The organism is Rhodanobacter sp. DHB23, assembly GCF_014842975.1.
Taxonomy (GTDB): Bacteria; Pseudomonadota; Gammaproteobacteria; order Xanthomonadales; family Rhodanobacteraceae; genus Rhodanobacter_A.
In genome coordinates this window covers 12,441-25,024 of sequence record NZ_JACYXK010000011.1, presented here as the reverse complement: position 1 = coordinate 25,024, position 12,584 = coordinate 12,441, and the positions used below count along the sequence as shown (strand labels likewise).

The window sequence follows — 12,584 nt, the reverse complement described above, 5'->3', positions numbered from 1 at the left end:
CACGCCAACGCATGGGTTTTACCGGGGAGCCTTGCACCAATGGCGACCCGTCGCCGGGTCGCCATGGAGTGGAGCCGCCCGCAGGATGCGGTGCGGGCGGTTCCGGTGCGCTGTTATTGCAGGAGCTTCAGCGCCATCTGCGGGTTGGAGTTGGCCTGCGCCAGCACCGAGATACCCGCCTGCTGCAGCACGCTCGCCTGGCTCAACGCCGCTGTTTCGGCCGCGAAGTCCGCATCTTGAATCGTGGACTGCGAAGCCTGCAGGTTGGTGGTCTGCGCCGACAACGTGGAGATGGTGGACTGGAAGCGGTTCTGCACCGCGCCCAACTGGGTGGCGAAGTCGCTGACCGTGGACAGGGCCGAATCGACCTGGGAGATCAGGGCATTGGCATCGGAAACCGTCAGCACGTCGCCATTGGCCAGCATGCCGGTCGATCCGCTGGTGGCAGCGGAAATGGCAGTACCTGAGGTGTAAGCACCCGAGGCAATGCCGGCCACACCGCCCGACGTGGCATTCGTCGTCAGGCTGCTGCCGCTTGCTACGGCATTCGCGTCAAACGAACCACCCGCCACGCTGATGCTGGTGTTGGTGACGCTGGAGAAGATGTTGATGCCGCCATTGCCGTCCACCGCCGCATTCACGGCACCGCTGGTCTGGGAGTTGATGGCATCGGCCAGCGACTGTGCACTGGTGGCCGTACCCGACAACGTGATGCTGCCGGTGGTGCCGTTGGTACCAGTGAAGCCGATGGTGACGCCGCTCAGCGACAAGCCGGTGGCGACGCCACCAGAGGTTACGAACGCACCGCTCAGGTTGCCCGAATCGAAGGCCGCAATACCGCCCATCGCGGCAGCCTGCACGTTGGTCTGCAGGTTCACGCTGATGGTCTGGCCCACATTGGCGCCCACCTGGAAGGTGGTGTTGCCCAACGCGCCGTTCAGCACGTTGGCGTTGTTGAACGTGGTCTGGTTGGCGATGCGGGTGATTTCCGACAAGCGCTGCTGCACTTCCTGGTTCATCGACGCACGATCGGTGGCGGAATAGGTGCCGTTGGCAGCCTGCACGGCCAGATCGCGGATGGCGTTGAGGTTGGAGGTGACCTGGTCCAGGGCGCTGCCGGCGGTCTGCGCCAGGTTGATGGCGTCCGAGGCGTTGGAGCTGGCCTGCTGCAGGCCGCCGATCTGGGTGGTGTAGCGGTTGGCGATCGCGTAACCCGCCGCATTGTCGGCGGCGCTGTTGATCTTGAGGCCCGAGGACAGGCGCTCGGTGGCCTGGTTCAACGCGTTCTGCGAGCTGACCAGGTTGTTCTGCGCCTGTAACGAGGCGATGTTGGTGTTGATAACCAGTGCCATGGGGTGTCTCCTGAAAAGGTCGGTCTTGAAGCTGTCGGATACGTTCTCCGGCGGTGCTCCTAAGACCGGAGTGCCAACCGCCTCATGGGAAGTTTCGGCGCTGACACAGGGTTCTTGAGGGATATTTTTCGTTGGCACGGAATGTGCGCCGAAGGCTTTAAAGCCCTTTCCCTCAAGGGGTTGGGATGCGAGTTCAGGCTAAACGTATCGTTGATCCTGATCGCAAGTTTCCATCCACATACCTCATCCGAACCCGCGCCAGCCTGTGGAATTCACCCCTGAGGGAGCGGTGTTCACTTGGCCGTGTCTACGCAAATGAAGGAGTAAGCCATACCCGTTGGCACCATGTTTGCTGCCGACCCTTGGATATAGTCCATCCGACGGAAAGCCGGCGGCGCATGCTCGCACCACTCGGCCTTACAGGGCGGCAAAATTGGAACTACCGACGACCCGACGCGCACAGGAACCCGCATCGATGCAGATTGAAGAACGCCTCGCGCAAAACCACGCTCGGTTCCAGCGTATGCTCGATGAGGTCGAAGCGTGCCTCGCTGTCGACAACCTCGAACAGGCCATCCAGGTCGCAGGCGAAGCCGCCATGCTGGCATGGCTGAAAGGCTGCGGCATTTTCGCGTCGCCCCGGCTTGAAGCCCTCTTGATACGCATCGGACAGGCCATTCCCTCCGAAATGCCACGCAAGCGGGAAACCGGCCGGCAACGTCACGTGCTCACGGTGGTTTCGCGTGCATTTGGCACTGGCGGCCATACGCGGCTGGCATGCCGGTGGATTGCGCTGGATCAACACTCCAGACACACACTGGTGATCACCCGCCAACACGACACGCCGATCCCGACCGTGATCGAGGCTCTCACCAACAATCACCAAGCCGCACTAGACCTACTTCCGACAAACTCCCATGTAGAAGCCGTGCGCGCTTTGCAACGCCATCTGGCTGACGCTGACTTGGTGGTGCTGCACATACACCCTGACGACCCACTGGCTGCAGTGGCACTAGCCGGCATGGATTCGCCGCCACCGGTGCTGTTCGAGGATCACGCAAGCCATGCATTCTGGAATGGTGCAACCGCAAGCAATCTTGTTGTCTCGTTGACTGAAAGCGCTACGCGCATATCCATAACGCGCAGGGGCGTACCTATATCACACATCGGCTGGGCACCCATCCCGCTCGATCTCGCCGCGCTCGATCAATCGCCTGGCATCGACATCCGCGAACAGAATGGCATTCCGCAAGATGCTCCACTGCTGATGTCCTGTGGCTCAGCCTACAAATTCATGCCCATCAACGGCGTCGCGCTGGCCCATCTGTTGCCCCCTTTGCTGGATGAGCGGCCTGACGTACATGTGCTGCTGGTCGGGCCAGCTGCCGACCCTGTGGGCACGCAACTCGCTACAGACTATCCTGGGCGCGTACATCTGGCTGGTAATATCACCGAGCCAGATGTGTTGCGGGCCACCTATGCCGCCTGCGACATCTACCTGGATGTTGTCCCGTTCCCATCGAACACCGCCCTTTGCGAGGCGGCGGCCCTGGGCAAGCCTGTCCTGAAGTTCGCGCCACAGGCATGGACCGATTGCGGCTTCACCGTGGACATGGACGCCATCCCTCAGCCGCTCTACGTCTCGCGCGATGCCGATGATTACCGCCAGAAGCTGCGCGCCCTGATCGATTCGCCGACTCTGCGCGCCGAACGCGGCAAGCTCATGGGCGACATGCTTCGCCTGTGCCACGGCGATGCGCTGTTCCAAAGCCAGATCGAGGTGCTTTACAAGCGGGCGGCTGAGCTCCCCCGCATAGAGCTGGACGAGAGCATCACCTCTTCCCGCGTGGAATTGATCGACATATTGCTCGGCAAGCTAGCCGACAACATGACCGAGGCTTCGCAATCGACTACCGCGAATGCCGCCATCGAGTTCAGCCCACTCTCTCCGAACGAGTATTACCGCCGCTGGCTGGGCACACAACAGTTGTCCGCCCATCGCATCGTGGCAGCGCGAACACGCATTGATGCCACGTGCAGTTTCCATGTGGTGATCGCCAGCACAGGCGACGCCGGACAACTGGAACGCACACTGCACTCGCTGGAACGGCAGTCGCTGCCAGCACAGACCATTACCGTGCTGGGCGAATCTGTCGCCACCCTGCCTGGAAGCGTCACAACACACTCGCTGGGCACAGGCTGGGTCAACGCGTGCAATGAAGTCGCCGCCACCAGCACTGCCGAATGGCTGCTCCCGCTGGAAGCTGGCGACGTACTGGCCGACGACGCGCTATTGCTGCTGGCCGACAAGGCCACGGCATGCTCCGGTCTTTCGTGCTGCTACGCCGACGAGGACACCCTTCTGCCCGAAGGCCCGGCAGCGCCCATCCTCAAACCGGACGTGAACCTTGACCTGTTGCGCAGCTACCCCTACACGGGGCACATGCTGGCCATGCGCCGCGAGCAGCTGCTTGCGATTGGCGGGCTGCAAGCGCAAGCCGGCGCGATGGCTACATACGACCACGTGTTCCGCTGCATCGAGCAATTCGGGCTGGGCAGCATCGGCCATCTTGCCGAACCTATCCTGCATTCGGCGGTTGCGTTCGGCACCTGGCTAGCCGAACCGGACACCGACCTGCTGGGCAAGCAGGCGTTGGCCGGCCATCTCGAACGTCTCGGCATTGCGCACGAAATCCATCCGGGCGTACTGGCCGGCTCCCATCGCATCAATTATCTGCATCAGCGCCAGCCGCCTGTCTCCATCATCATCCCCACGCGCGACCAGTTGCCGATGCTCAACGGCCTGATCGACAGCTTGCTCGCCAAGACAAGCTACACGAACTACGAACTGCTGATCGTGGACAACGACAGCCGCGAGCCGGCGGCCTGTGCCTATCTCGACGGCATCGAGCGCCTGAATAACCCGCAGTTGCGCGTGCTGCGCTGGCCGCATCCGTTCAATTATTCCGCCATCAACAACTTCGCCGCCGCACAAGCGCGTGGCGAATACCTGATCCTCCTCAACAACGACACGGCCATATTGCATGCGGACTGGATAGAAACGCTGCTCAACCACGCACAGCGACCCGAGGTGGGCATCGTCGGCGCCAAGCTTCATTACCCGGATGGACGCATTCAGCATGCCGGCGTGGCCCTTGGCCTGCGCGGCCCCGCTGACCATCTCTATATCGGCGAAGCAATGGATGCCCCCGGCTACATGCATCGGCTGCACGTGGACCAGAACTACACCGTCGTCACCGCCGCCTGCCTGATGATCCGCAAGTCGGTATACGACCAAGTCGGCGGCCTGGACGAGAAAGACTTCAAAGTCTCCTACAACGATGTCGATCTCTGCTTGAAGGTACACAAGGCGGGCTATCTCACCGTGTGGACGCCTTATACGCGCTTGATGCACGAAGGTAACGTCAGCCAGACCAAGGTAGACAAGACCGCCAGCGAAGCCAAGATCGTGCGCTTCAAGGGCGAACAAGAGGCGATGTACCGCAAATGGCTGCCACTGCTGGCGCGTGACCCCGCCTACAACCGCAACCTGGGTCTGGCCGGTAACGGTTTCGACCTCGCCGAAATGCGCGTCAGGGCATGGCAGCCCTTCGAGCAACCCGCCCTGCCCAACCTGTTCTGCATCGCCGCCGACGACACCGGCTGTGGGCAGTACCGCATCATCCAGCCTTTCCATGCCATGCAACGCGCCGGGTTGGCCGAGGGCATGATCGGCAACATGCACCTTCCACCAGTCATGATGGAACGCTATGCCCCGACGTCGCTCGTGCTGCAACGCCAGTACACCGATGGTCAGGTCAGCACCTTGCGCAACTACCGCGAGTTCATCCGTGCCTTCAAGGTGTATGAACTGGACGACTACCTGCCCAACGTGCCGCTCAAGAGCATGCATCGCGGCAACATGCCCAAGGACATCTTGAAATCCTTGCGCAAGGCGGTGTCACTCACCGACCGTTTCGTGGTATCCACCGAACCATTGGCCGAAGCCTTTGCCGATCTGCATAGCGACATCCGCGTGGTGCTAAACCGCTTGCCCGTGGACTGGTGGGGTGATCTGCGCGGTGCACGACGCAATGGCGCAAAACCCCGCGTCGGCTGGGGTGGTGGCAGTAGCCACCGTGGCGACCTGGAGCTGATCGCCGACGTGGTTCGCGACCTGGCCGACGAAGTGGAATGGGTGTTCTTCGGCATGTGCCCGGAAAAATTGCGGCCGCACGTGCACGAATATCACGATGGCGTGCCGATCAGCCAATATCCGGCCAAACTGGCCTCGCTCGACCTCGACCTCGCACTGGCGCCGCTGGAAGACAACCTGTTCAACGCCTGCAAGAGCAATCTGCGCCTGCTCGAATACGGCGCGTGCGGCTTCCCGGTGGTTTGCAGTGACATCGTGTGCTACCGCGGCGACTTGCCCGTGACGCGCGTGCGCAACCGCTACAAGGAGTGGACGGATGCGATCCGCGTGCACATCAACGACCTCGACGCTACCGCTCGCATGGGCGAAGCGCTGCGCGAAGCGGTGCATCGTGACTGGATGCTTACCGGCGGCAATTTGGTTGCCTGGCGTGATGCGTGGCTGCCGAGCTGACCTAGCCAAAACATATCGGCCATCCAGCCACATATCGCCAGAATCTCCGAGACAGACGCGATGAATTATTTTCTGCATCCCAACGGTCTTTGCGAATCCCTCCACGTGGGCGAAGGCACCCGCATCTGGGCATTCGCCCACATTCTTCCTGGCGCGAAGATCGGCAACGACTGCAACATATGCGATGGTGTATTCATCGAAAACGACGTGGTCGTCGGTAACAAAGTGACCATCAAGTGCGGCGTCCAACTGTGGGATGGCATAACCTTGAAGGATGAAGTATTCGTCGGACCCAACGCCACTTTCACCAATGACCGCTTCCCGCGCAGCAAGGCTTATCCGGCAACGTTCTCACGAACCGTAGTGGAGTGCGGGGCGTCCATTGGTGCCAATGCAACGATTCTTCCCGGCCTGCATATCGGTCGCAACGCCATGGTTGGCGCAGGAGCCGTGGTGACCCACTCCGTGCCCCCCAATGCCATCGTCGTCGGCAATCCCGCGAGGATCGTCGGTTATGCCGGCGCTGAAACCCTGGCACCACGGAGGGCTGCGGCGAGTACACCGGCACAGGTTGCCCGACCATCACGCGTACGCGGCGTATGCACGCATACGTTCAATGTGGCCGCCGATTTACGTGGCAGCCTTTCGGTCGGAGAGTTCGAGCGCGAAATTCCTTTTGCCGTGAAGCGCTACTTTCTCGTTTACGACGTTCCTTCGATGGACGTTCGAGGCGAACATGCCCACCGTCAATGCCATCAGTTCCTGATCGCCGCGCGCGGTAGCGTGCACGTTGTTGCCGACGACGGCAGGAACCGCGAGGAATTTGTCCTTGATCGTCCCAGCCTAGGCCTTTATCTACCGCCCATGACTTGGGGCATCCAGTACAAATACTCCACTGATGCGCTGCTTCTCGTGTTCGCCTCGCACATCTACGACCCCGACGACTACATCCGGGAATACGGAGTGTTCCTCGAACTCGTCACGCATGATGGTGAATCCGATCACTCCATTGGCGAACAATGACGAAATCATCACGTCGTGCATACTGGTCGTGCATAGCAACTCATCCGTAATCTTGCCATGCATTGCAGGCATCAATCACTTTGCTCACTTCGACATCATCAAGTTCGGGGAAGCAAGGCAGACTCAGGACGCTGTCGCATAAATTTTCTGTCACCGGCAATGTAGGCATATGCCCCATGCGAACCATGATTTCTTGGCGCGTATCGGCAGTCGGGTAATGCACTTCGCTCGCGACATTCATGCTCGCAAGATGCGCCTGCAGTCCTGTCCTATCTGCACTGCGCACCACGTACAAGTGCCCCGCATATTCCTCACCAGCGACTGCCGGCACTTGAATGCAGGGGTGAACGATACCTCGCGAATAAGCCTCAGCGATCTCACGACGGCGTGCATTCCAGCCGTCAAGTTGTGGCAGCATCACTTGCAGGAATGCTGCCTGCATTTCATCCAATCGGCTGTTGCGCCCACCGGCTAACTCGTTTCGATACTTCCCCGACCAACCATACTGGCGCAGTTGGCGCACCCGTCCAGCCAGCACCGGATCGCTCGTGACCACGGCACCACCATCGCCCAGCGCCCCCAGATTTTTGGTGGGATAAAAGCTGAAACAGGCCACGTCACCGTAACTGCCAGCACGACGACCATCCTCGCCCTTGGCCCCATGCGCCTGAGCACAATCCTCGACCACGGGGACGCCGTAAACTTGTGCCACTTTGAGCAGATGCGACATATCCGCGAGCCGCCCATACAAATGCGTCACTATAATCGCGGCAGGACGGGGATCCGCTTGCTTTAACAAACGCTCAAGGCATGCCGGATCGATGGTGGCGGAGGATGCTTCCACGTCCACATAGCTCGGCATCGCGCCACAGGCCATAGCAGCAGTCGCGCCATACATGCCTGCATTGGCGACCATCGCCACCGTGTGACCGCGCGTCACTCCTAGCGCACGCAACGCCAGCTCTAGGGCATCGGTGCCATTCGCCACCCCGATTGCTTCACTGACTCCGCAATAATTGGCGAACGCAGACTCGAATGCCTTCGTCTGGGGGCCAAGTACGAAGTAGCCGCTCGCAATCACTTGCCTGGCCACCTCGCCCAACTGCTCAAGAAACGGTTCCACATGGCGAGTCAGGTCATTGACTGGCACTTTCGTTTCAAGCGCCAACGCCCCAGCTTCAGTGGCACGTGCAATGACGGAGGACTCACGCATCATTGGATGTAATTGAACAGACTCATCCCCTGCACCTTCGCGAACACCTGCTGCGAGGCCTGCAGTGCGGTGGTCTGCAGCTCCAGCTGGCTGATGGCGCTGGCCATGTCGGTGTCCTGCACGCCGGAGAGCACGGTCTGGTAGGTCAGCGTGAGGCCGCTGTAGGCGGTCTGCTGCTGGGTCAGGCGGTTCAGGCGGCCGCCCACGTCGGTCTGGGTGGCGGAGATCTGGTTCTGCGCCTGGTCGAGCGATGCCATCTGCTGGCTCAGGGTATTGCTGAGCTGCGTATTGCTGGTACCGGTGCCGTTCAACGCGTTGATCATGTTGGTCAACGTGGAAAACACGTTCTGCGTCTGGCCGGATTGCACGCTCACCGTGTCGCCGGCATTGGGCGTGCCGCTCAGGGCGATGCTCATGCCGTTGAAGCTGATGCTGCCGCCGTCCTGGTAGGCGCCGGTGGCCACGGTGTTGCCGCCGGCGTCGGTGGCCGTCCAGTTGCCGGCGGCGTCGAAGCTGATCGTGTAGTTCACCGGGCCGGAGGCGGTGGCCGCGGCCCATTGCGTGGCGTTGGTAACGCTGTTGGCGCCCACCAGCAGGGTGCCGGTGTTGCCGGCCGCGGCGCTGGCGGCGAACGAGCCGTTGCCCTGCGGGATGTTCATGAACAGCGCGGCGCCATTGTCGCTGTCGGGCAGGGTGAGGCCGCTGCCGATGCTCACCATCTGGTTGGAGCCGTTGCCGTTGTAGGTCACCGAACCGTCGTTGTTGAGCACGAACGGCGTGGTGGTGGTGCTGGTGCCCGCGAACAACGCGTTGCCGTTGGCGTCCGAGGTGTTGGCCAGTTGCACCAGCTGCGCGCGGATCTGCACCAGTTGCGTGGCCATGTCCTGGCGATCGGACGATGACAGCGTGCCGTTGATGCCCTGGATCGCCATCGAACGCGCCTGGTTGAGCAGCGAGTTGAAGGAGTCGAGCGTACTGCTCTCGGTGGAGAGCCGCGCATTGGCGTTGTTGATGTTGGAGGTGTACTGCGTGTTGTTGGCCAGCACGTGATTGAGCGACACCACTTCCGCGGCGCCGTTGGGGTCGTCGGAGGCCAGGTTGATGCGCTGGCCGCTGCTCACCTGGTTCTGCGTGTCGGCAACTGCCGCCTGCTGGCTGAGCATGGAGCCCAGCGCCTGCTGGTACATCCAACTGGTGGAAACCCGGATCATGGACACGCTCCCACTTAGGCCTGGATGGCGGTGATGAGGCTGGAAAACAGGGTCTGCGAGGTGGAGATCACCTGCGCGGAAGCCTGGTAGGCCTGCTGGTACTTGATGAGGTTGGCCGCCTCCTGGTCCAGGTTGACGCCCGCCAGGCTCTGCTGCGCGCTGGTCGCCTGGTTGTAGAGGCCGGTCTGGGTGGTGAGGTTGCTGGACGCCATGCTGCCCGCCAGGCCGATCTGGTTGGTCAGGTTGGCATACGCCGCCACCGTGGTGGTCTTGCCGCCGTCGAGCACGCCGACGTCGCCCAGCCCGGCCATGGTCAGTGCGTTGGAGTTGTCGTTCAGGCCGCTGCTGTTCTCGGCCACGGCGAAGCTGTCGCCGCTGGCCGGGGTGCCGCTGAGGTTGAGGCTCCAGCCGTCGAACTGGATCGGCGTGCCGCTGGTGTAGGTCCCCGTGCTGGTGTTGCCCGCGCCGTCGGTGACGGTGTAGCTGTTGCCCGCGCCGAACGTCACCGTGGCGCCCGAGAACAGGTTGGCGTTGGTGCTGTCCGACACGTTCACCGAACTCACCGTGGCGCCGCCGGTATTGGCGCTGGCGGGCGTGCCGACCAGTGCCGCCGCCGCCGCGATGGCGTTGGGGTCGCTGGTGGCCACCGAGATGCCGGACGCCACGTTCTGGGTGGGCAGGATCTGGAAGCTGTCGCCGACCTGCGCATTGCCGGACACCGAGAAGGTGAGGCCGTTGGCGGACAGCGTGCCGTCCGCGTTGGCGGTCATCGCCACCGAACTGCCGCTGGTGGTGGCGAGCGACCAGCCGTTGACCGAGGGCGAGGCGTTGCTGCCGGTGTAGGTGAGGATGTAGTTGTCGTTGGTGAGCGAAGAAATGTCGCTCACGCTGGCGCTGACCGAAGCCGTGCCCAGGTTGGCCTTCATCGCGGCCACGCTGGGATACGGCACCACGAAGATCGGCTGGCCCTTGGCGCCGGTCAGGGTCAGGCCGTTCGCCTGCTGCTTGTTGACGCTCTGCGCCACCGCCAGCGCGGTGCGCCCCAGCTGGTTCTGCGCCGCATCGAGCGTGTTGGTGCGGTACGACAACAGCGCGCCCAGCGTGCCGCCGGAAAGGCTGTTGGTGATGTCGGTGCCGCTGGTGTTGAGCACGTCGGTGGTGCTGGTGTCGTAGGGGCTGCTGCCCACCTGGAAACCGTAGGAATAGCTGCCGCTCACCATCACCTGGCCCGATGTGCTGTAGATGCTCAGCGTGCCGTCGGGCTGCGCGGCGACGGAGATGCCGGTATCGCCCGCCAGCTGGTTGACCAGCTGGTCGCGCTGGTCGAGCAGCGAGTTGGGCTGGCTGCTGCCGGCCTGGCTGATGCTGGTATTGAGCGTCGCGATCTGCTGCACCAGCGTGTTGATGTCGCTGACGGTGCTGGAAATCTGCGTGTTGACCTGCTGGCGCTGCTGGTCGAGCTGCTGGCCAAAGGTGTTGAAGGCGGCGGTGAGCGTGGAGGCGTCGCCCAGCAGGGCCTGCCGCGGGGACAGGTCGCTCGGCGAATTGGCCACGTCGTTGAAGCCGCCGTAGAAACTGTCCATCGCGCTCTGCAGGTTGCCGCTGTTCTGCAACAGGCCGTTCAGCGCGGTGGTGAGGTTGGTGGTGGTGGTGGCGCCCTGCATCGAGCTGTTGCTGCTCCACAGCGCCTGTGTGAGGTACTGGCTGTAGGCGCGCTGCACGCCGATCACGTCCACGCCGGTGCCCATGGTGTAACGGCCGTTGTTCTGGCCCACCATGTCCACCTGCTGGACGCTCTGCTCGCTGTAGCCCGTGGTGCTGGCATTGGCAATGTTGTTGCCGGTGACCTGCAAGGCGAGCTGGGCCGCATTGAGCCCGGTGACACCGATGTTTAACAGGCTGGACATGGCCGAGACCTCCGGAATTCGACTACTGGATCGGCAGGCTGGCCGGAATCTTTAGGGCCGGGCCATGACCCGCGCCGGGAGCTGTTTGCACGCAGGCCAAGGAAGAAGGAGGAAGTGGACGTCCGTCCACGACCGAGCGATGACGCCGGCATGCGGGCAAGCAGACCCGGCCCGAAGGGTTGCCTTGCCGTGGTCATGGCCCGGCCCTCAAGGCTGCCAGCGCTTCGTTCATCTGCGAACTGTGGGCGATGGCGCTGATCTTTTCGGCGTAGCCGGGGTCGGTGGCATAGCCGCCGCGCGCCAACGCGTTGGCGAAGCCCCGCACGTCGTCGCCGTGGCCCTTCGCCGCGGCGTAACGCGGATCGGAGGCGATCAGCGTGGCGTAGTCCTGGAACGACTGCGCCGGCGAGTTGTAGGCGCGGAACTGGGCATGCCGGCGCACCGCCACGCCATCCTCGTACTCCAGCGTGGGCACGCTGACCTTCTGGCCGTCCCAGCTGCCGCCCGCCTTCATGCCGAACAGGTTGAAGCTGGTGGAGCCGTCGGAGCTGCGCGGCATGTGCTTGCCCCATTGGGTCTCCAGCGCGGCCTGGGCCAGCACGGTACGCACCGACACGCCCAGCTTCTGCGCCGCCGCCTCGGCATAGGGCGCCAGCGCGCGCACGAACTCCTGCGCGTCCTGCGGCAGCCATTTCATCGCGCTGCGGCCCAGCTCGCGCCCGGCCTCCACCACGTTGGCGAGGCGACGCTGGAACTGGTCGGCATTGGCCGGCAGCTTGGTGGGGTCGCCGATGCCGTCGGGATCGTCCGCCGAACCGCCTGCGCCGCCCGTGGCACCCGTTGCCGACGCGCCCTGGCCACCCAGTTGGTGAACCAGCATCTGCGCGATGCCCAGCCCCTTGCCGCTCTGCGACAGGCTCACCGAGAGCTGCTGGTCGAACAGGTCGCGGTAGGCCTTGCCGGCGTCACTGTCGCCCAGCGCGCTGCCGAGGCTGTCGCTGGCCTCGCGCATGGACTTCAGCATCATCTGGGTGAACAGGGCCTCGAACTGCTTGGCCACTGCCGGCAACACCGCCTTGCTGTCGCTCTGCGCCTGCGCGCGCAGCTGGTTGAACCCGGACAGGTCGGTCCAGGTGCTCAGCGAGGTGTTGGCGGGCAGCGCGGCGTCGCTCATGGCCAGAGCCTGCCCATGGCTTCCAAGCGTCCCGCGCCGGGAGCTGTTTGCGCGCAGACCAAGGAAAAGGGAGGAAGTGGACGTCCGTCCACGAC

Annotated in this window: 7 protein-coding genes; 2 read left to right on the top strand and 5 right to left on the bottom strand. The window is 62.9% G+C overall.

Going from position 1 to position 12,584, the window contains the following annotated elements; translation table 11 throughout:
- Positions 1-113: 113 nt before the first annotated feature.
- Entirely contained in the window at positions 114-1,352 is a 1,239-nt protein-coding gene (locus tag IHE47_RS00275; protein WP_192102974.1) for a flagellin, read from the bottom strand.
- A 475-nt stretch (positions 1,353-1,827) separates the two neighbouring features.
- On the opposite strand from IHE47_RS00275, the gene IHE47_RS00270 reads away from it, so the two are divergent.
- Entirely contained in the window at positions 1,828-5,961 is a 4,134-nt protein-coding gene (locus tag IHE47_RS00270; RefSeq protein ID WP_192102972.1) for a glycosyltransferase, read from the top strand.
- A 60-nt stretch (positions 5,962-6,021) separates the two neighbouring features.
- A complete protein-coding gene (locus IHE47_RS00265; protein ID WP_192102970.1) occupies positions 6,022-6,984 on the top strand; it encodes a WxcM-like domain-containing protein in 963 nt (320 codons plus the stop codon).
- A gap of 40 nt (positions 6,985-7,024) precedes the next feature.
- On the opposite strand, the gene IHE47_RS00260 is transcribed toward IHE47_RS00265, so the two are convergent.
- The 4 genes from IHE47_RS00260 to flgJ all read right to left on the bottom strand — a co-directional run bounded on the left by IHE47_RS00260 (position 7,025) and on the right by flgJ (position 12,489).
- Positions 7,025-8,200, bottom strand: coding sequence for a DegT/DnrJ/EryC1/StrS family aminotransferase (locus IHE47_RS00260; protein ID WP_225561514.1), 1,176 nt, complete (start codon positions 8,198-8,200; stop codon positions 7,025-7,027).
- Positions 8,197-9,408: a flagellar hook-associated protein FlgL gene (gene flgL, locus IHE47_RS00255; protein WP_225561513.1), complete on the bottom strand. Its 1,212-nt coding sequence runs from the start codon at positions 9,406-9,408 to the stop codon at positions 8,197-8,199. The genes IHE47_RS00260 and flgL overlap by 4 nt, the downstream gene beginning before the upstream one ends.
- 14 nt (positions 9,409-9,422) lie before the next feature.
- Positions 9,423-11,315, bottom strand: coding sequence for a flagellar hook-associated protein FlgK (flgK, locus tag IHE47_RS00250; RefSeq protein ID WP_192102967.1), 1,893 nt, complete (start codon positions 11,313-11,315; stop codon positions 9,423-9,425).
- 193 nt (positions 11,316-11,508) lie between these two features.
- Positions 11,509-12,489 (bottom strand): flagellar assembly peptidoglycan hydrolase FlgJ, encoded by a 981-nt coding sequence (flgJ, locus tag IHE47_RS00245; protein ID WP_192102965.1) that lies wholly within the window; start codon positions 12,487-12,489, stop codon positions 11,509-11,511.
- Between the last annotated feature and the right edge of the window lie 95 nt (positions 12,490-12,584).

Bases quoted from the DNA above. Each gene is read 5' to 3' on its own strand.
- IHE47_RS00275 (WP_192102974.1), bottom strand. From the start codon at position 1,352: ATGGCACTGGTTATCAACACCAACATCGCCTCGTTACAGGCGCAGAAC.
- IHE47_RS00270 (WP_192102972.1), top strand. From the start codon at position 1,828: ATGCAGATTGAAGAACGCCTCGCGCAAAACCACGCTCGGTTCCAGCGT.
- IHE47_RS00265 (WP_192102970.1), top strand. From the start codon at position 6,022: ATGAATTATTTTCTGCATCCCAACGGTCTTTGCGAATCCCTCCACGTG.
- IHE47_RS00260 (WP_225561514.1), bottom strand. From the start codon at position 8,200: ATGATGCGTGAGTCCTCCGTCATTGCACGTGCCACTGAAGCTGGGGCG.
- flgL (WP_225561513.1), bottom strand. From the start codon at position 9,408: ATGATCCGGGTTTCCACCAGTTGGATGTACCAGCAGGCGCTGGGCTCC.
- flgK (WP_192102967.1), bottom strand. From the start codon at position 11,315: ATGTCCAGCCTGTTAAACATCGGTGTCACCGGGCTCAATGCGGCCCAG.
- flgJ (WP_192102965.1), bottom strand. From the start codon at position 12,489: ATGAGCGACGCCGCGCTGCCCGCCAACACCTCGCTGAGCACCTGGACC.